Source organism: Streptacidiphilus anmyonensis (assembly GCF_000787855.1).
GTDB classification, from domain to species: Bacteria; Actinomycetota; Actinomycetes; order Streptomycetales; family Streptomycetaceae; genus Streptacidiphilus; species Streptacidiphilus anmyonensis.
The window spans coordinates 41,254-60,238 of the sequence record NZ_BBPQ01000050.1 but is presented as its reverse complement, the minus strand read 5'-3'; the positions used below and the strand labels follow the sequence as shown (position 1 = coordinate 60,238).

The following is an 18,985-nucleotide window of genomic DNA, read 5'->3' as shown; positions in this document are numbered from 1 at the left end:
CACCCGCCACCCCCACTGACCACCACAACCCACCCAACCGCCCCACCCCAGCCGCTCCCCACCCCACCCGGGGAGCGGCCCACACCCACGCCTACACGGCGTCCGGGGACTCGACGCGCATCGCGAGCAGCATGCCCGGCCAGTCCGGCCGGCCCTCCCGCTTCACGACGAACGGTTCGACCTCCGTGAACCCCTGACTGACGTACCAGTCCTTGAGCCGTCCGTCGTCCCCGGCGAAGCAGTCGACCCGCAGCAGCCCGAGCCCCAGCCGCGCCGCCTCGGCCTTGGCCTCGGCGATGAGGAGACCGCCGACGTCGTGGCCCTTGAAGCGGCGCGAGGTGGCCAGCAGGTTGATGAACAGCTCCGGCTCCTCGGGAGGCCGCACGTAGTCGGAGGCCTCCCGCGCGACGGAGACGATGCCCGCGATCTCGTCCTCCGGGGTGACAGCGACGCGCAGTTCGCGCCGTTCGATCCGTCCCAGGACCCGGGCGGCCAGAGCCTCGCTCGTGGACCAGGGTTCAGTGCCCCACTGCGCGGTCCGGCCGAGACCGACGAGCCATTCCATGATCCCGTCCATGACGGCGAGTACCCGTGACGTGTCCTCCGGGGTGGCCAGGCGTAGGCGCAGGCGTGGTGACAGCACATCCGCCTTGGTCGGATTCGCATTCGTCATACGAATGTTTGTAGCCCAACAGGCTTCTGGCCGGTGGCTGTTCGAGCAGACGCACTTTCCGATGCGGAACGAGGTCGAGGCAGACTTCCCACATGAGACTCTTCCTCGCCGTCGTCCCGCCGGAGTCGGCACTGCGGGAACTGGACGCGGCCGTCCGGCCGCTGCGTGAACAGCCGGGCGCCAGAGGTCTGCGTTGGACGGGCACGCAGGGCTGGCATCTGACGCTGGCGTTCCTCGGCCAGGTGGACGAGGCGGATCTGCCCAAGCTGGAACCCCGGCTGGAGCGCGTCGCCCACCGGCATCCCGCGCACATCCTGCGGATCGCCGGTGGCGGGCGCTTCGGCGACCGGGTGCTGTGGGCGGGTGTCAGGGGCGACACGCAGGCTCTGCGCCGTCTGGCCGAGAGCGCGGCCGCTGCCGCCCGGCACAGCGGGATCGCGGTGGACGAACGCCCGTTCCGCGGTCATCTCACCCTCGCCCGCAGCGGCTCGGCGGGTGCGGATCTCAAGCCCTTCGCCGGGGCGCTGTCGGAGTTCGAGGGCACGGAGTGGACCGCGAGCGCCCTCCGTCTCATGCGCAGCCACCTCGGCACCGGCCCCGCGCACTACGAAACCGTGGGGGAGTGGGAGCTGACCGGCTGATCTTCCCGGCGGTCAACCCGGTCAACCCGGTCAACCCGGTCAACCCGGTCCAGCCGGGCGGCCCTATGCCGTCGTGGGAGCGTCTTCCCGCACGGCACCGATGCCGGCACCGATGCCGACGCCACCAGCGCCGACACCACCAGCGGCGACACCGGCAGAGCCAGAATCGGCCCCCACGACGGCCCCCACGGTCCCCACGGCCTCGACCGTCGGCGGGCGCAGCCTTCCGCGGCACACGACCAGCAGCACCGCACCGCAGGCGATGCCCGCGCAGGCGACCAGCGCTGCGGCTCGCATCGAGCTGCCCACGATCGCGCCGGAGGCGGCGGAGCCGAGGGCGTTGCCGGTGGAGAAGACGGTGACGAGCCAGGCGAAGGCCTCGGTCGTCGTTCCGGCGGGGGCCAGCTCCGCGATCAGGACGAAGGCCGCGGCCAGCAGCGGGGCGAGGCCGAGGCCGGAGAGCGCGGCCGCTCCGCTCATGCCGAGGGGGCCGGGGACGGCCAGCAGCGGGAGGTAGCACACGGCCATGCCGGCGGCCATCGCCCAGGTGCGGGTGGCGGTGGGAGCCTTCCAGCGGACCGCGCCGTAGGCGAGGGCGCCGAGCAGGCCGGAGAGGGCGGCCAGCGCGAGGAGCAGCCCGGCTCCGCCGGGGATGCCGTGGTGCTCCTGGGCGTACGCGACGAAAAGGATGTTCTGTCCGCCGACCGACCACCCCGTCCCGGCGAAGGCCAGCAGGAGCAGTACGAGGCCCGGCGAGCGCAGCGGGCCCAGCCAGTGGTGCCGTCCGGTCGCTCCCGCGTCCCCGGCGTCCTGCGAGTCCCCCGGAACGGCGGGGTGCGGGGCCGGTCGCCATGCCCGGGCGGGGCCGGAGGTGGCGACGACGAGGGTGCCGACCAGGCCGAGCCCGGCGGCGAGCCACAGGGCGTCGCGGGCGGAGCCGAGCGCGGCGATGCCCGCGACCAGCAGCGGGCCGGCGACGTAGAGGACCTGCTGGGAGGCGGAGTCGAGCGCGTAGGCGGTCTCCAGCTGCTCCTCGGCGACGATGTCCGGCCACAGGGCGCGCAGGCAGGGCTCCAGCGGCGGCATGAACGCGCCCGCCAGGGCCGCGCCCGCGAGGGCGACGGCCGCCGAGCCGGGGCTGAGGGCCAGCAGCACGTAGCCGGTCGCGGCGACGGCGGCGGAGGCGAGCAGGACGCGGGGTTGCCCGAGGCGGTCGACGGTGCGGCCGAGGAAGGGACCGCCGACGGCGGCGCTGACCGCGTAGGCGGCGCTGGTGAGGCCGATCTGGGCGTAGGAGGCGCCGGCGGTGTGCAGCGCGAGGGCGATGGCCACGACGGTCATTCCGGCCGGGAGGCGGCCGAGGAGGGTGCCGCTGAGGAGGCGGAGCACGACGGGGGCGCGCAGCACGGAGAGGTAGCCCATACGTCGAAGTTATACGTATAACCACAGGAAAGCAAAGGCAGGAAAGGCAAGCAAGGGCGCGCAGAGGCAGCCAAAGGCAGGCAAGGGCGGGCAAAGGCAGAGGGCCCGCCCCGCACGGATGTGCGGGACGGACCCTCTTGGTGGTACTAAGGCGCAGCGCGACTTAGGACAGCGGGCTCACGTTCTCGGCCTGCGGGCCCTTCGGGCCCTGGGTGACGTCGAACTCAACAGCCTGGTTCTCCTCGAGCGAGCGGAAGCCCGACGAGTTGATGGCCGTGTAGTGGACGAAGACATCCGGGCCGCCGCCGTCCTGGGCGATGAACCCGAAGCCCTTCTCGGCGTTGAACCACTTGACGGTTCCGGTCGCCATACCGTTCTCCTTGCGAGGGACGTAAAGGACACCACACCCCGTGGCGTCCGGTCCGCTGCGCTGATAACCCCGCCGTGCCGTGCCTTCAGCTACTTCTACTTCTCTGCAAAAGCCCTGAAAACCACAGAAGCCCGCGGTCACATGTGCTCCGCAGGCTCCAGTACTGCATGGGAAATCAAACTGCAACTGCGGAAAACCCTAGCACGCACCCCCGCCCCCGGCCAGGGATGATCGATGCGCAGGTCTACTGTTCATCAGGTGGACAACGTGGCATCTCAACATCAGCGGCCCGGTCATCACGCCCAGCACCGGCGGCCGCGGGTCGGACACATCCAGTTCCTGAACTGCCTGCCGCTCTACTGGGGCCTGGGTCGGACGGGGAGTCTCGTCGACCTGGACCTGACCAAGGACAACCCGGACCGGCTCAGCGAGGCCCTGGTGGCCGGGCGCCTCGACATCGGACCGATCTCCTGCGTCGAGTACCTGCGCCACGCCGATCAGCTCACCCTGCTGCCGGACATCGCCGTCGGCAGCGACGGGCCGGTGCAGTCCTGCGTGATCGTCAGCGAGCTGCCGCTCGAGGAGCTCGACGGGCGCCGTGTCGCGCTCGGCTCCACCAGCAGGACCTCCGTCCGGCTCGCGCAGCTGCTGCTGGCCGATCGCTACGGCGTGACGCCCGAGTACTACACCTGCCCGCCGGACCTCGGCGCGATGATGCAGGAGGCGGAGGCCGCCGTGCTGATCGGCGACGCCGCGCTGCGCGCCTCGCTGCACGAGGCGCCGCGTCTCGGGCTGAACGTGCACGACCTGGGCGCGATGTGGAAGGACTGGACGGGGCTGCCGTTCGTCTTCGCCCCCTTCGCCGTGCGCCGCGACTTCCTCGCCCGCGAGCCGGAGACCGTGCACGAGGTGCACCGCTCCTTCCTCGCCTCGCGCGACCTCTCCATGGAGGAGATCGACAAGGTCTGCGAGCAGACCGCGCGCTGGGAGGCGTTCGACGCGGAGACGCTGCGCCGCTACTACACCGACGCGCTCGACTTCTCCTTCGGCGACCGGCAGCTGTTGGGCATGCGCGAGTTCGCCGTACGCATCGGCGCCGCCACGGACGAGGTGAGGCTGCTCGGCGGCGGCGGCTGACCCGCCGCGTCGCCGCCGCGTCCCCGTCGCGTCGTCGGAGGTCCGGACGGATCCGACGACGCACCGGGTCCCTCCCGGCGGCCGGGAGGCGCTGGCGTAGTCTGACGAGGTGACTTCGCTGGCTGCTGATTCCTCGACCCCGTCCCTGGACGCCAAGTCTTCGCAGACTGCACAGGCTCCCAAGGACGCCATCCAGGCCGTCCTCGACCGTGCCGCGGCCGGGGGGCGTATCAGCGCCGAGGAGGCGCTGGAGCTGTACCGGCACGCGCCGCTGCACGCGCTCGGCCGGGCAGCCGACGCCGCGCGCCGCCGCCGCTACGCGGGTACGGAGCACATCGCGACGTACATCATCGAACGCAACATCAACTACACCAACGTCTGTGTGACGGCGTGCAAGTTCTGCGCGTTCTACGCCGCGCCCAAGGACACCGAGAAGGGCTGGTCGCGCGACCTCGACGAGATCCTGCGCCGCTGCGCGGAGACGGTCGAGCTCGGCGGCACCCAGATCATGTTCCAGGGCGGGCACCACCCGGACTACGGCGTCGAGTACTACGAGCGCGCCTTCTCCGCCATCAAGAAGGACTTCCCGCAGCTGGTCATCCACTCGCTCGGGGCCTCCGAGGTGGACCACATGTCGCGCATCTCCGGCGTCTCCGCCGAGGAGGCGATCAAGCGGATCCACGCCGCCGGCCTCGACTCCTTCGCGGGCGCGGGAGCGGAGTTGCTGCCGGAGCGGCCGCGCAAGGTGATCGCGCCGCTGAAGGAGTCCGGCGAGCGCTGGCTGGAGATCATGGAGCTCGCGCACAACCTGGGCGTCGAGTCCACGTCCACCATGCTGATGGGCACCGGCGAGACCAACGCGGAGCGGATCGAGCACCTGCGCATGATCCGTGACGTGCAGGACCGCACCGGCGGCTTCCGCGCGTTCATCCCCTACACGTACCAGCCGGAGAACAACCACCTGAAGGGCCGCACCCAGGCGACGCTCTTCGAGTACCTGCGGCTGATCGCGGTGGCGCGCCTCTTCCTCGACAACGTCGCGCACATCCAGGGTTCCTGGCTGACCGTCGGCAAGGAGATGGGCCAGCTGTCGCTGCACTACGGTGCGGACGACCTCGGCTCGGTGATGCTGGAGGAGAACGTGGTCTCCTCGGCCGGCGCCAAGCACCGCTCGAACCGGATGGAGCTGATCCAGCTGATCCGCTCGGCCGGCCGCGTCCCCGCGCAGCGCGCGACCACCTACGAGCACCTGGTCGTCCACGACGACCCGGCGAACGACCCGGTGGACGACCACGTCTTCTCGCACATCGCCTCGACCGCGATCGAGGGCGGCACCGCGCACCCCGAGCTGAAGCTGCTGAACGACTGACGGGCCGATGCTGACGATCCACACCGGCACGAACCGCGACGCGGTCGCCGTCGAGGGCGACCGCATCGCCGCCGTGGCGGACGTCGACGCGCTGCGTGCCGGGTACCCCGGCGCGCGTGTGCGCGAATGGCCGGGTGAACTCCGCCGCGGAGCGGGGTGGGAGAGCGTCCTGCCGCAGGCGCCGAGCCCGCGTGAGCGGGTGCACGCGCTGCTGCTGCGCGGGGTCACGGCGGTGGCGTCCGGCGCGTTCGACGACGATCCGGCTCTCGGGCCCGCGGCGGCGCGGGTGGGGCTGTCGGTCGGGACGCCCGCGCCGCTGGCGGCGGGTTCCCGGGCGGACTTCGCTGTCTTCGCGCCCGACGGCGCGTGTCTGGCCACGGTCCTGGCCGGCCGCCTCGTGCACCGCCGTACGTAGTCCCGTGAGCCCGACGACCTTGAGCCCGACGACCTTGAGCCCGACGACGAGGAGAATGGCCGCGTGACCCGAGCCACCCTGGACAAGCAGCCGCACGAGGTCGCCTCGATGTTCGACGACGTCGCGGCGAAGTACGACCTCACCAACGACGTTCTCTCGATGGGCCAGGCCCGTCTGTGGCGTCGCGCCGTCGCACGGGCCGTGGACGCGCGACCGGGCCAGCGGGTGCTGGACCTCGCCGCCGGCACCGCCACCTCCTCGCTGCCGTTCGCGGCGGCGGGCGCGCGGGTCGTCCCGTGCGACTTCTCGCTCGGCATGCTGCGTGAGGGCAAGCGCCGCCACCCGGAGCTCCCGCTGACGGCCGGGGACGCGACCCGACTGCCGTTCGCCGACGGGGTCTTCGACGCGGTGACGATCTCCTTCGGCCTGCGCAACGTGCAGGAGACCGACGCGGCGCTGCGCGAGATGCTGCGCGTCACCAAGCCGGGCGGGCGGGTGGTGATCTGCGAGTTCTCGCACCCGACGTGGGCGCCGTTCCGCACCGTCTACACCGAGTACCTGATGCGGGCGCTGCCGCCGGTGGCGACCGCGGTCAGCTCCAACCCGGAGGCGTACGTCTACCTCGCCGACTCCATCCGCGCCTGGCCGGACCAGCCGGCGCTGGCGGCGCGGCTTCAGCGGGCGGGTTGGCGGAACGTGGCCTGGCGCAACCTCACCGGCGGTGTCGTCGCGCTGCACCGCGGGACCAAGCCCTAGAGACCCAAGCCCTAGAGACCCAAGCCCCAGGGGCCAAGCCTTAGGGCAGCCGCTGCGAGCCCTCGGGCCAGACCCGGTGGACGTAGAGGCCGAGCCGCTCGGCCTCGGCGACCGCTTCGGCGACGTCCGTGCCGGGCTCGCCGTCCCAGACCGCCACCAGTTCCTCGACCATGCCGAGCAGGGCGGGGACGAGCGGGGTTCCGGGGCCGAGCCGGTGCACGGCGCGGGCCTCGGCGCGCAGGGCGTGGGCGGTGGCGCCGAGGATCTCCAGGCCCCCGCCGTGGTCGACCACCGCCTGCGCGAACCAGGTCTCCGGCCCTGGTCGCAGCGGGGTGACCCCGACCAGGTTGTGGCTCGGGCAGTCGGTGACGATGCGCCACAGTTCGCCGCGGACGAGCATCTCCGTGATGTCGCTCAGGTCCTCGTGGCCGATCACTCCCATGTGCATGGGGTCAGATGGTAGGCGCTGTCCGCAGCCCGGGTCGTCGCTGTCCGCGGCGGCGCTGTCTAGACTCACAGCAGCCGTGTGCACCCAAACCCGAGCGAGGAGACGAGTCTGTGAGCGAGACGACCGAGGCCCACGCGGACGTGATCGTCGTCGGTGCGGGGCCTGCGGGTTCGGCGACGGCGTACCACCTGGCCCGGTCCGGCCTGGAGGTGCTGCTGCTGGAGAAGTCCCGCTTCCCGCGTGAGAAGGTGTGCGGCGACGGCCTGACCCCGCGTGCCGTCAAGCAGCTGGTCGACATGGGCATCGACGTGTCCGAGGAGAACGGCTGGCTGCACAACAAGGGTCTGCGGATCATCGGCGGCGGCGTCAGGCTGGAGCTGGACTGGCCGGAGCTGGCGGCGTTCCCCGACTACGGTCTGGTGCGCAAGCGCGCCGACTTCGACGAGCTGCTGGCCCGCCAGGCCGAGAAGGCCGGCGCGAAGCTGCACGAGGGCTGCAACGTCACCGGCCCGCTGCTGGACGAGCGCACCGGCCGTGTGATCGGTGTGACCGCGAAGCTCGAGGACGAGGGGGAGAAGAAGGAAGTCACCTTCCGCGCCCCGCTCGTCGTGGCCGCCGACGGCAACTCCACCCGTCTCTCGCTCGCGCTCGGCCTGCACCGGCGTGAGGACCGGCCGATGGGTGTCGCGTACCGGACGTACTTCACCTCGCCGCGCTCCGACGACGACTACCTGGAGTCCTGGCTGGAGCTGTGGGACCGCCGCGGTGGTCAGGACAAGCTGCTGCCGGGCTACGGCTGGATCTTCGGCATGGGCGACGGCACCAGCAACGTGGGCCTCGGCCTGCTCAACACCACCAAGGCGTTCAAGGACATCGACTACCGCGAGCTGCTCAAGGTCTGGTGCGCCGGCATGCCCGAGGAGTGGGGTTACACGCCGGAGCACATGACCGAGCCGATCCGCGGCGCGGCGCTGCCGATGGCGTTCAACCGGCAGCCGCACTACAGCCGCGGCTTCCTGCTGGTCGGCGACGCGGGCGGGATGGTCAACCCGTTCAACGGCGAGGGCATCGCGTACGCGATGGAGTCGGGCCAGATCGCGGCGGGCGTCGTCGTCCAGGCGCTGGCCCGGACCACGGACGAGGCGCGTGAGCGCGCGCTGGAGGCCTACCCGCGGATCCTGAAGGACGTCTACGGCGGCTACTACTCGCTGGGGCGCGGTTTCGTGAAGGCGATTGGCAACCCGCTGGTGATGCGGATGGCCGCGCAGCACGGGCTGACGCACCCGGTGCTGATGAAGTTCGTGCTGAAGCTGCTGGCCAACCTGACCGACCCGCAGGGCGGCGACGCCATGGACCGGATCATCAACGGTCTGGCCAAGGTCGCTCCGAAGGCGTGATCCGATCAGCATGAGTGTCGAGGACATCACCGTCACGGAGGAGTTCCCGGAGGCGCCGCCGCGCGGCCGCCGGGATGCGGCGGTGCGGGGGTTGCGCGCGGCAGGGGTGCGGTTCGGCCCGGCGCTGGGCCTGTACGGCGTGGTCAAGCTGGTCGGCCTGGCGGTCTTCCTGCGGCTGCTGGCGTACTCGGGCACCTACCGGACGAACACCCCGCGCTACGGCGGCGGCGCCAAGCCGTGGGACGTGCTGGGCTCGTGGGACGGCTGGTGGTACGAGGACGTCGCCGCGCACGGCTACCACCCGGCGCTGACGCCGATGGCGCCGCTCGGGCCGTTCACGATGGAGCAGAACTCCGTCGCCTTCTTCCCGCTGTACCCGGGCGCGATCCGGCTGGTGAGCGAGGTGACGGGGCTCGGCCTGTACGGGGCGGGCATGCTCGTCTCGGTCGTGGGCTCGTTCGTGGCCGCGGCCGGGATCTACGCGCTGACGGAGGCGGTCACCCGCAGCCGTCGCGCCGGCGTGCTGGCGGCGGGGCTGTGGGCGGTGTTCCCGGCCTCGTCGGTGCAGTGGTCGGTCTACTCGGAGGCGCTGTTCACGGCGCTCGCGGTGTGGGCCTGCTACGCGGTGGTGCGCCGCCGCTGGTATCTGGCGGGCGTGTTGACGTTGCTGACGGGCCTGACCCGGCCGTCGGCGGCGACGCTGATCGCGGGCGTGGTGGTGGCGGCGCTGGTCGCGCTGTACCGGGCGCGTCCCGGCGGCTTCGCCGGGCCGCTGTTCGCGGTGGCCTCGGCGCCGCTGGGCCTGCTCGGGTACATGACCTGGGTCGGCCTGGAACTGCACGACTTCAGCGGCTACTTCACCTTGCAGCAGCGGGCGTGGGCGCACTCGTTCGACTGGGGCCAGAACGCCTTCAAGTCGGTCCAGGGCCTGCTGCTGGGGCGGTACGACTACCTCTTCCCCTACCCGACCGAGGATCTGGTGGGGCTGGCGGTGCTGATGTGCCTGCCGGTGCTGGTGCTGCTCCTGCTGCGTCTGCGCCCGCCGGCGGTGCTGGTCGTCTACACGCTCGGCACGCTGGCGATGATCGTTCTCAGCCAGCAGATGTTCGGCACCATCAGCCGCTTCGTGATGCCGCTCTTCCCGCTCGCCGTTCCGTTGGCGCTGGCCCTGAAGCGGTTGAGTCGCGCCCAGGCAGTGGTGCTGCTGCTGATCCTGGGCGCGCTCTCGGGCTGGTACGGCGGTTACGCGATCTTCAACCTCGGGGTGCCGTAACCGGCGCTCCGCCGGGGCAGGACGTCACGCGGGTCAGGACTTCACGTAGAAGTACTGCCAGGCGCCCCAGGTGGCGAGGTTGGTGTTGTCGGTGCCGTTGACGAACTCGGCCGCGTAGCGGAACAGGTGGTTGGTGCTGTTCGAGCCGAGGTTGACCACCCCGGCCACGCTGCTGGACGCGGAGAGCGCGAAGCAGCCGCTGGTCGACAGGACGTGCCAGGCGCCGGAGTAGTACTCCTGCAGCTGGAAGCGTCCGCACTCGCCGGCCTTGTTCGGCGTGACCGTGGCGGTCAGCGTCGGGTGGCCGGTGTGGTGGAAGTACTTCACCGGGACGCCCGCGGTGGTGCCGGACGCGTAGTAGCCGGACTGGGCCTCGGCGACGGCGGTGTGGGTGTAGACCCGCTTGCTCGCCGAGGCGGGCGCGTAGCGGTAGTCACCGGCGAAGGAGACCGTGAACGTGGTGTTGTAGGCGAGCTTCGCGGACGCGACCAGGTTGCCGTTCGCGTCCACGGTGCCGGTCTTCAGCACCTTCGTCCCGTTGTTGCCGGCCTTCTCCCAGATGGTCACCGTGCGCCCGTTGTACGTGGTGCCCAGGTGCGCGGTGACGGTGGTCGTCGCGCCGTAGTTGAAGGTGCCGGTGCCGCTGGTGGTGATGGAGACCGCGGTGGCGGCCCGGGAGACCTGGACGGTCGTCGTGGCGCTGGAGGCGAGCAGCTTGGCGGTGCCCGGGAAGGAGACCGCGTAGGTGTTCGCGCCGCCGGTCTGCGGGCTGTCCGTAACGGTGTAGGAGCCGTCCGCGCCGACCACGGCGTCGGCCAGCGGGGTGCCGCCCGGGTGGGCGGCGTCGGTGCGGGTGACCGTCAGGTGCGTTCCGGCCGGGACCGTGCCCGCCGAGCTCAGCTTGCCCGTCAGCGTGAGCTGCTGGGCGCGGGTGTCGGTGGCGGGGCCGGTCAGGGTCAGCGTGGTGCCGGTCGCCTCGGGGGCCAGCAGCACGTGGAGCGTCGGGTTGTTCCCGTACGTGTCGACGGCGACGGCGAACAGGCGGCTCTCGTCGGGCGCCCAGGCCAGCCCGTCGGCCGCGAGGGTCGGCGAGCTGTAGCCGAAGTCGTAGGTGTGCAGCGGGGTGGTCCCGTGCGGCGCGTAGACGTAGACGTCGTCGGCGTAGGCGGCGTTGCTGCCCGCGGCCACGGCTCCGTCCGGGGCGATCGCCACGGAGTTCGGGTAGGCCGTGCTGGTGTAGGTGCCGTCGGCCGACAGGTCGGCGAGCTTGAAGACCTGGTGGTAGTACGGGGCCCCGGTGGCCATGACCAGGTCCTGGCCGTCGGGGGTGATCTGCAGGGAGTCGGGCGTGGCGGAGTTCTGCAGCCACGTCCGGACGGCCTTGACCGGCGTGCCGGAGGCGACGTCGTAGCGCTCCAGGTACGGCGGTTCGGTGGCCGAGTCCGTCGCGATCAGCGTGCCGGGGGCGGCCGGGGAGGTGACGAGCAGCGGGGCCGCGTACCACTCGGCGTTGGCGGCCAGGTCCAGGGAGACCGTCGCCGGGGAGGTGCTCGGGTCGATGGACCCGATCTGGCCCTTGGCCGATCCGCCGTACCCGACCCAGACCTTGCCACTCGCGTACGCGACGCTGAGCGGAGCGCTGCCGGCGCCGAGGCTGTAGCGGCCGGTCTCGGCCAGGGTGGTGGTGCTGATCGCGGAGACCGCGTCGCCGTTGGTGAGGGCGACGTAGAGGGTGGAGCCGTCGGGGGAGAGCGTCATGCCCTCCGCCCCCGGCTCGTTGCCGATGGTCGTGACCGGGTTGCCGGCGAAGTCGGTGACCAGGATGCCGCTGTTGCCGACGCCCTCGCTGATGAACAGGTGCTGGTGGGCACCGTCGACCAGCATGTGGGCGTAGTGGGGTATCTGCAGCGGGACCGGTGTCGGGTCGGCTGCGAAGGCGGGGGCGACTCCGGATGCCGCAGCCACCAGGGTGGCGGCTGCCAGCAGGGAGGTCCGTCTCAGGCGCATGAAGCTCCCTCGGGGGAGTTGTTTGAGGATCAAGCACGCGGAGATTAGCGCAGCGGACGGACAAGCTCGTGAACGGCGGCCGGGGGCGCCGCGGTCAAGGCCGGGAGCGACGTGTCACCCTGCGGCGGAGAGGTTCACTAACACGTGTCCGCCCCAGGATCAAAACTTGCCATGGAAGCCTGGCAGATGATAGGCGCAACCCCCTCCGAGCTGCGCTGATGCGTGTCACTACAACGGCTTGTGAATGAAAGCACACGCAGTGTGTCCGATTTTGCACTCTCATTGCTTCATGATCATCCGTCAGGTGGCGTAGATCACAATCTTGGTCCGTGACCGCGTGTCGCAGATCACAAGCGAAGAGGCATAGGATGCAGCCGTCTTGGGAGCTTGTGAACTGCCTCACATGTGGGGATCACAGCCGCAGGCTTGGACATACGCCTGGAGAGGTCGTTCGGCATGAACGCTTATGCGCCGATTCTGGTACTTGGCGCCATCGCGGCCGCGTTCGCGGTCGGCTCCGTGGTGATGGCCGCGCTGACCGGCCCGAAGCGCTACAACCGGGCCAAGCTCGACGCCTACGAGTGCGGCATCGAGCCCACTCCGCAGGCGGCCGGGGGCGGGCGGTTCCCCATCAAGTACTACCTGACGGCGATGCTCTTCATCGTCTTCGACATCGAGATCGTCTTCCTCTACCCGTGGGCCGTCAGCTTCGACGCCCTGGGGATCTTCGGCCTGGTCGAGATGGTGCTCTTCATCGCCACCGTGTTCGTCGCCTACGCCTATGTCTGGCGTCGTGGCGGCCTTGAGTGGGACTGACGGGAGAGGGCGGAAATGGGTATCGAGGAAAAGCTGCCCGGCGGCTTCCTGCTCACCTCGGTCGAGCAGGCCGCGGGATGGGTGCGTAAGAGCTCGCTCTTCCCGGCGACCTTCGGGCTGGCCTGCTGCGCCATCGAGATGATGACGACCGGCGCCGGCCGCTACGACCTGGCGCGCTTCGGCATGGAGGTGTTCCGCGGCTCGCCGCGGCAGGCGGATCTGATGATCGTCGCCGGGCGGGTCAGCCAGAAGATGGCCCCGGTGGTGCGGCAGGTCTACGACCAGATGGCCAACCCCAAGTGGGTCATCTCCATGGGCGTCTGCGCCTCCTCCGGCGGGATGTTCAACAACTACGCGGTCGTCCAGGGCGTCGACCACATCATTCCGGTCGACATCTACCTGCCCGGCTGTCCGCCGCGGCCGGAGATGCTGATGGACGCCATCCTCAAGCTCCACGACCAGATCCGCCACGAGAAGCTCGGCGTCAACAAGCGCCGCGCCCAGGAGGCGGCGGAGCAGGAGGCGCTGGGTGCGGTCCCGACCATCGAGATGAAGGGGCTGCTGCGATGAGCGAGAACGTTCCGGTGCCGCGCGAGGGGCAGACCGAGCTGGAGGTCGTCGGCGTCCGCCACGGGATGTTCGGTTCGGGCAACGCCGCCAACGGCGGTTCCGGGGACACCTCCGGCTACGGCCGCCTGGTGACGCCGATCGCGCTGCCGCCGGCCAGCACCCGCCCCTACGGCGGTGAGTGGTTCGACGAGGTGGCCGACGAGTTCGAGGGCGCGCTGGAGGAGCAGGGCGTCAGCCCCGACGCGGCGATCGAGAAGACCGTCGTCGACCGCGACGAGATCACCTTCCACGTGCGCCGCGAGCACCTGGTCCAGGCGATGCGGACGCTGCGCGACGACCCGGCGCTCCGCTTCGAACTGTGCACCGGCGTCAGCGGCGTGCACTACCCGGGCGACGCCGGGCGCGAACTGCACGCGGTCTACCACCTGCGGTCGATCACCCACAACCGGCTGATCCGCGTCGAGAGCTCCGCGCCGGACGACGATCCGCACATCCCCTCGACCGTCGCGGTCTACCCGACCAACGACTGGCACGAGCGCGAGACGTACGACTTCTTCGGCATCGTCTTCGACGACCACCCGGCGCTGACGCGGATCATGATGCCGGACGACTGGCTGGGCCACCCGCAGCGCAAGGACTACCCGCTCGGCGGCATCCCCGTCGAGTACAAGGGCGCGCAGATCCCGGCTCCCGACCAGCGGAGGTCGTACTCCTGATGAGCACTGAAGCCTCGACCCCCGGCACCCCGGGAACCGCTCCCGAGCGGGAGACCACCGAGGGTCGCGTCTACACCGTCACCGGCGGCGACTGGGACGAGATCGTCACCGCCGCGGCGAAGGCCGACGACGAGCGGATCGTCGTCAACATGGGGCCGCAGCACCCGTCCACCCACGGCGTGCTCCGGCTGATCCTGGAGATCGACGGCGAGACGGTGACCGAGGCCCGCTGCGGCATCGGCTACCTCCACACCGGCATCGAGAAGAACCTCGAGTTCCGCAACTGGGTCCAGGGCACGACGTTCGTGACGCGCATGGACTACCTGACGCCGCTGTTCAACGAGACCGCCTACTGCCTGGCGGTGGAGAAGCTGCTCGGGATCACCGAGGACGTGCCGGCGAGGGCGAGCGTCATCCGCGTGATGATGATGGAGCTGAACCGGATCACCTCCCACCTGGTCGCCCTGGCGACCGGCGGCATGGAGATCGGCTCCACCACGCTGATGATCTACGGCTTCCGCGACCGCGAGGTCATCCTCGACATCTTCGAGCTGGTCACCGGCCTGCGCATGAACCACGCCTACGTCCGCCCCGGCGGGCTGGCGCAGGACCTTCCCCCCGGCGCGCTGGACCAGATCCGCGAGGGCGTGAAGCTGCTGCGCTCGCGGATGCACGAGTACGACAAGCTGGCCACCGACAACCCGGTCTTCAAGGCCCGGTTGGTCGACGTCGGCTACCTCGACCTGGCCGGCTGCATGGCGCTCGGCGCGACCGGGCCGATCCTGCGGGCCACCGGCCTGCCGCACGACCTGCGCAAGTCGCAGCCCTACTGCGGCTACGAGGCTTACGACTTCGAGGTGCTGACCGCCGACACCTGCGACTCCTACGGGCGGTTCCTGATCCGCCTGCGGGAGATGGAGCAGTCGCTGCGGATCGTCGAGCAGTGCCTGGAGCAGCTCAAGGGCGGCGGCGGGCCGGTGATGGTCGCCGACAAGAAGATCGCCTGGCCGGCCCAGCTGGCTCTCGGCGCGGACGGGCTGGGCAACTCGCTCGACCACATCCGCACCATCATGGGCGAGTCCATGGAGGCCCTGATCCACCACTTCAAGCTGGTGACGGAGGGCTTCCGGGTTCCGGCGGGGCAGGCCTACGCGGCGGTCGAGTCCCCGAAGGGCGAGCTCGGCGTGCACGTCGTCTCCGACGGCGGCACCCGGCCGTACCGGGTGCACTTCCGGGACCCGAGCTTCACCAACCTGCAGACGATGGCCGCGATGTGCGAGGGCGGGCAGGTCGCGGACGTCATCGTCGCGGTGGCCGGCATCGACCCGGTGATGGGAGGCGTGGACCGGTGAGTGCGACCGATCATGCAGTGAGTCTGGGCCTGCCGGAGCTTCCGGCCGAGCCCTACCCGGCCGAGGTGCGCGAGCGGCTCGACGCGGACGCGGCGGAGATCGTCGCCCGCTATCCGCAGTCGCGCTCGGCGCTGCTGCCGCTGCTGCACCTGGTGCAGGCCGAGGAGGGCTTCGTCTCGCGGACCGGCATCCGGTACTGCGCCGAGCGGTTGGACCTGACCACGGCCGAGGTCACCGCCGTCGCGACCTTCTACACCATGTACCGGCGCCGTCCGGCGGGCGAGTACCACGTCGGGGTCTGCACCAACACGCTGTGCGCGGTGCTCGGCGGCGACCAGATCTTCGCCGAGCTGCAACGGCACCTCGGGATCGGCAACAACGAGACGACCGAGGACGGGTCGATCTCGCTGGAGCACATCGAGTGCAACGCGGCCTGCGACTACGCGCCGGTGGTGATGGTCAACTGGGAGTTCTTCGACAACCAGGACCCGGACAGCGCCAAGCAGCTCGTCGACGACCTGCGGGCGGGCGCCGAGGTGCGGCCGACGCGCGGCGCGAAGCTGTGCGGCTTCAAGCAGACCGCGCGGATCCTGGCCGGCTTCCCCGACGAGCGGGCCGGCGCGGTGGACGAGTCCGGCGCGGGCGGCGCGCCGTCCCTGGCGGGCCTGCGGCTCGCCCACGGCGAGAGCCTGCCGGGCACGAGCGGACCCAAGGTCGTCTCCCCGCGCCAGCAGGAGACCACCGACCAGGACGGCAGCGACGGCAACGACGCGGAAGGGGACCAGGCATGACCGCGACGCACCCGGAGAAGCTGCTCTCCCCGGTCCTCTCCGCGACCTGGGGCGAGGAGAAGCCCTGGACGCTCGCCACCTACCGGGCGCACGACGGCTACAAGGGCCTGCACGAGGCGCTGCGGATGAACCCGGACGACGTCATCGCCCTGGTCAAGGACGCGGGCCTGCGCGGGCGCGGCGGCGCGGGCTTCCCGACGGGCATGAAGTGGCAGTTCATCCCGCAGGGCGACGGCAAGCCGCACTACCTCGTCGTCAACGCGGACGAGTCCGAGCCGGGCACCTGCAAGGACATCCCGCTGCTCTTCGCCAACCCGCACTCCCTCATCGAGGGCATGATCATCGCGAGTTGGGCGATCCGTTGCAGCCACGCCTTCATCTACCTGCGCGGCGAGACCGTGCCGGTGCTGCGCCGCCTGCACGCGGCCGTCGCGGAGGCGTACGAGGCCGGGTACCTGGGCCGCGACGTGCTCGGCAGCGGCTTCGACCTGGACATCACCGTCCACGCGGGCGCGGGCGCCTACATCTGCGGCGAGGAGACGGCGCTGCTCGACTCCCTGGAGGGCCGCCGCGGCCAGCCGCGCCTGCGGCCGCCGTTCCCGGCCGTCGCGGGCCTGTACGCCTGCCCGACGGTGGTGAACAACGTCGAGTCGATCGCGTCGGTCCCGGCGATCCTGCATCGGGGCAAGGACTGGTTCCGCTCGATGGGCAGCGAGAAGTCCCCCGGCTTCACGCTGTACTCGCTCTCCGGGCACGTCACCAACCCCGGCCAGTACGAGGCGCCGCTCGGCGTGACGCTGCGGCAGCTGCTGGACGTCAGCGGCGGCGTGCGCGAGGGCCACACGCTCAAGTTCTGGACGCCGGGCGGCTCGTCGACGCCGATGTTCACCGACAAGCACCTGGACGTGGCCCTCGACTACGAGGGCGTCGGCGCGGCCGGCTCGATGCTCGGCACCAAGGCGCTCCAGGTCTTCGACGAGACGACGTGCGTGGTGCGGGCCGTGACCCGGTGGACGGAGTTCTACGCCCACGAGTCCTGCGGCAAGTGCACGCCCTGCCGCGAGGGCACCTACTGGCTGGTCCAGCTGCTGCGCCGGATCGAGGCGGGCGAGGGCGTGCCGGGCGACCTGGAGAAGCTGAACGACATCGCCGACAACATCAACGGCAAGTCCTTCTGCGCGCTGGGCGACGGCGCGGCGAGCCCGATCTTCTCCTCGCTCCAGTACTTCCGCGACGAGTACGAGCAGCACCTGCGCGAGCGCCGCTGCCCGTTCGACCCGGCGGCGTCGACGGTCTGGGCCGGGACCAGGGGACGCAGGGGCCGCCTCCCCGACGACGATCCCCCGGGTGATCGAGGCCCGGACGGGCGTAACGGCGACTTCGACCCGAGCGAGAACGGAGTGCTGGCGTGACCGCGACAGTCCCGGAGAAGAAGCCGGCCCAAGGTCAGCCGGAGCAGGCCGACCTGTTGACCGTCACCGTCGACGGCGTCGAGGTGAAGGTGCCCAAGGGCACCCTGGTCATCCGCGCCGCCGAGATGATCGGCGTGGAGATCCCGCGCTTCTGCGACCACCCGCTGCTGGCCCCGGCCGGCGCCTGTCGGCAGTGCATCGTGGAGGTGGAGGGCCAGCGCAAGCCGGTGGCCTCCTGCACCATCGAGTGCGCCGACGGCATGGTGGTGAGGTCGCAGCTCACCTCGCCGGTCGCGGAGAAGGCGCAGCGCGGCGTGATGGAGCTGCTGCTGATCAACCACCCGCTGGACTGCCCGGTCTGCGACAAGGGCGGCGAGTGCCCGCTGCAGAACCAGGCGCTCTCGCACGGGCAGAGCGACAGCCGCTTCGAGGGTGTGAAGCGCACCTACGAGAAGCCGGTGCCGATCAGCACCCAGGTGCTGCTGGACCGGGAGCGCTGCGTGCTGTGCGCGCGCTGCACCCGCTTCAGCGAGCAGATCGCCGGAGACCCGTTCATCGACCTGGTGGAGCGTGGGGCGCTCCAGCAGGTCGGCACGGGCGCGGGGGACGACTTCCGGTCGTACTTCTCCGGCAACACCATCCAGATCTGCCCGGTCGGCGCGCTCACCTCGGCCGCCTACCGGTTCCGGTCCCGGCCGTTCGACCTCACCTCCTCGGCGAGCGTCTGCGAGCACTGCGCGAGCGGCTGCGCGATCCGGACCGACCACCGGCGCGGCAAGGTGATGCGGCGTCAGGCCGGTGACGACCCGGCGGTGAACGAGGAGTGGAGCTGCGACAAGGGCCGCTTCGCGTTCCGCTACGCGCAGCTGCCCGACCGGCTCAGGACGCCGCTGGTGCGCGACGCCGACACCGGGGAACTGGAGCCCGCCTCCTGGCCGGAGGCGCTGGCCAAGGCCGCCGAGGGGCTCGCGGGCAAGCGTGCGGGCGTGCTGGTCGGGGGCAGGGCGACGGTCGAGGACGCCTACGCGTACAGCAAGTTCGCGCGGGTCGCGCTCGGCACCAACGACATCGACTTCCGGGCGCGCCCGCACAGCACGGAGGAGGCCGAGTTCCTGGCCGCCGCCGTCGCCGGCCACGGCGTGGATCTGGACGGCGAGGGCGTCGGCGGCTCCCGCTCCGAGGGCGGGGCGCTCGACTACGCGGCGCTGGAGGGCGCGAAGACGGTGCTGCTCGCGGGCTTCGAGCCCGAGGACGAGTCGCCGATCGTCTTCCTGCGGCTGCGCAAGGCGGCCCGGACGCGCGGTGTGAAGGTGTTCTCCGTGGCGGCCTGGGCCTCGCGGGGCCTGACCAAGATGGGCGGGACGCTGCTTCCGGCGGCGCCCGGCACCGAGGCCGAGTGGCTGGAGGCGCTGGCCGAGGG

General features: G+C 71.0%; 18 protein-coding genes and 1 pseudogene. 14 read left to right on the top strand and 5 right to left on the bottom strand.

Annotation, left to right across the window (positions count from 1 at the left end):
* Positions 1-91: 91 nt before the first annotated feature.
* Positions 92-673, bottom strand: a complete 582-nt coding sequence (locus TR50_RS30765) for a GNAT family N-acetyltransferase (protein ID WP_152648731.1) — start codon at positions 671-673, stop codon at positions 92-94.
* A gap of 92 nt (positions 674-765) precedes the next feature.
* On the opposite strand from TR50_RS30765, the gene thpR reads away from it, so the two are divergent.
* Positions 766-1,314, top strand: coding sequence for an RNA 2',3'-cyclic phosphodiesterase (thpR, locus tag TR50_RS30760; RefSeq protein ID WP_042429637.1), 549 nt, complete (start codon positions 766-768; stop codon positions 1,312-1,314).
* 63 nt (positions 1,315-1,377) lie between these two features.
* Here the strand turns inward: thpR and TR50_RS30755 are convergent, their stop codons facing one another.
* Positions 1,378-2,736 (bottom strand): MFS transporter, encoded by a 1,359-nt coding sequence (locus TR50_RS30755; protein ID WP_063775175.1) that lies wholly within the window; start codon positions 2,734-2,736, stop codon positions 1,378-1,380.
* 163 nt (positions 2,737-2,899) lie between these two features.
* A complete protein-coding gene (locus TR50_RS30750) occupies positions 2,900-3,106 on the bottom strand; it encodes a cold-shock protein (protein WP_042374690.1) in 207 nt (68 codons plus the stop codon).
* Between the two features lie 267 nt (positions 3,107-3,373).
* Here TR50_RS30750 and TR50_RS30745 point away from each other — a divergent pair, with 267 nt between their 5' ends.
* The 4 genes from TR50_RS30745 (at position 3,374) to TR50_RS30730 (ending at position 6,783) form a co-directional block, all read left to right on the top strand.
* On the top strand, positions 3,374-4,243 hold the full coding sequence (locus TR50_RS30745) for a menaquinone biosynthetic enzyme MqnA/MqnD family protein (protein WP_236654654.1): 870 nt from the start codon (positions 3,374-3,376) through the stop codon (positions 4,241-4,243).
* A gap of 145 nt (positions 4,244-4,388) precedes the next feature.
* The gene (gene mqnC / locus TR50_RS30740; protein WP_439654258.1) at positions 4,389-5,612 is read left to right on the top strand and encodes a cyclic dehypoxanthinyl futalosine synthase; all 1,224 of its coding nucleotides are present in this window, start codon (positions 4,389-4,391) and stop codon (positions 5,610-5,612) included.
* A gap of 7 nt (positions 5,613-5,619) precedes the next feature.
* Entirely contained in the window at positions 5,620-6,027 is a 408-nt protein-coding gene (locus TR50_RS30735) for an imidazolonepropionase-like domain-containing protein (RefSeq protein ID WP_042429633.1), read from the top strand.
* A 63-nt stretch (positions 6,028-6,090) separates the two neighbouring features.
* Positions 6,091-6,783 (top strand): demethylmenaquinone methyltransferase, encoded by a 693-nt coding sequence (locus tag TR50_RS30730; protein ID WP_042429630.1) that lies wholly within the window; start codon positions 6,091-6,093, stop codon positions 6,781-6,783.
* A 40-nt stretch (positions 6,784-6,823) separates the two neighbouring features.
* Here TR50_RS30730 and TR50_RS30725 read toward each other — a convergent pair whose 3' ends face one another.
* Entirely contained in the window at positions 6,824-7,231 is a 408-nt protein-coding gene (locus tag TR50_RS30725) for a hypothetical protein (RefSeq protein WP_042429628.1), read from the bottom strand.
* Positions 7,232-7,341: 110 nt separating this feature from the next.
* Here TR50_RS30725 and TR50_RS30720 point away from each other — a divergent pair, with 110 nt between their 5' ends.
* A complete protein-coding gene (locus tag TR50_RS30720) occupies positions 7,342-8,628 on the top strand; it encodes a geranylgeranyl reductase family protein (protein WP_042429625.1) in 1,287 nt (428 codons plus the stop codon).
* 10 nt (positions 8,629-8,638) lie between these two features.
* Positions 8,639-9,901 carry a putative hexosyltransferase gene (locus tag TR50_RS30715; RefSeq protein ID WP_084701251.1) on the top strand — a complete coding sequence of 421 codons (1,263 nt, stop codon included), beginning with the start codon at positions 8,639-8,641 and terminating at the stop codon, positions 9,899-9,901.
* 33 nt (positions 9,902-9,934) lie between these two features.
* On the opposite strand, the gene TR50_RS30710 is transcribed toward TR50_RS30715, so the two are convergent.
* A complete protein-coding gene (locus TR50_RS30710; RefSeq protein ID WP_052441546.1) occupies positions 9,935-11,908 on the bottom strand; it encodes a hypothetical protein in 1,974 nt (657 codons plus the stop codon).
* A gap of 456 nt (positions 11,909-12,364) precedes the next feature.
* Here TR50_RS30710 and TR50_RS30705 point away from each other — a divergent pair, with 456 nt between their 5' ends.
* From TR50_RS30705 to TR50_RS49270, 7 genes and pseudogenes are all read left to right on the top strand, one after another.
* Positions 12,365-12,724 carry an NADH-quinone oxidoreductase subunit A gene (locus tag TR50_RS30705; protein ID WP_042390791.1) on the top strand — a complete coding sequence of 120 codons (360 nt, stop codon included), beginning with the start codon at positions 12,365-12,367 and terminating at the stop codon, positions 12,722-12,724.
* A 15-nt stretch (positions 12,725-12,739) separates the two neighbouring features.
* Entirely contained in the window at positions 12,740-13,294 is a 555-nt protein-coding gene (locus TR50_RS30700; RefSeq protein ID WP_042429622.1) for a NuoB/complex I 20 kDa subunit family protein, read from the top strand.
* Entirely contained in the window at positions 13,291-14,010 is a 720-nt protein-coding gene (locus TR50_RS30695) for an NADH-quinone oxidoreductase subunit C (protein WP_042429619.1), read from the top strand. The genes TR50_RS30700 and TR50_RS30695 overlap by 4 nt, the downstream gene beginning before the upstream one ends.
* A complete protein-coding gene (locus tag TR50_RS30690; RefSeq protein ID WP_042429614.1) occupies positions 14,010-15,362 on the top strand; it encodes an NADH-quinone oxidoreductase subunit D in 1,353 nt (450 codons plus the stop codon). Before TR50_RS30695 ends, TR50_RS30690 begins: the two co-directional genes overlap by 1 nt.
* Positions 15,359-16,153 carry an NADH-quinone oxidoreductase subunit NuoE gene (gene nuoE, locus TR50_RS30685; protein WP_042429611.1) on the top strand — a complete coding sequence of 265 codons (795 nt, stop codon included), beginning with the start codon at positions 15,359-15,361 and terminating at the stop codon, positions 16,151-16,153. Before TR50_RS30690 ends, nuoE begins: the two co-directional genes overlap by 4 nt.
* A pseudogene (nuoF, locus tag TR50_RS30680) lies at positions 16,150-17,454 on the top strand (NADH-quinone oxidoreductase subunit NuoF); the annotation flags it as partial. The gene nuoE and the pseudogene nuoF, both read left to right, overlap by 4 nt.
* 107 nt (positions 17,455-17,561) lie before the next feature.
* On the top strand, positions 17,562-18,985 hold a 1,424-nt coding region (locus tag TR50_RS49270; protein WP_236654653.1), incomplete at its 3' end, for an NADH-quinone oxidoreductase subunit G.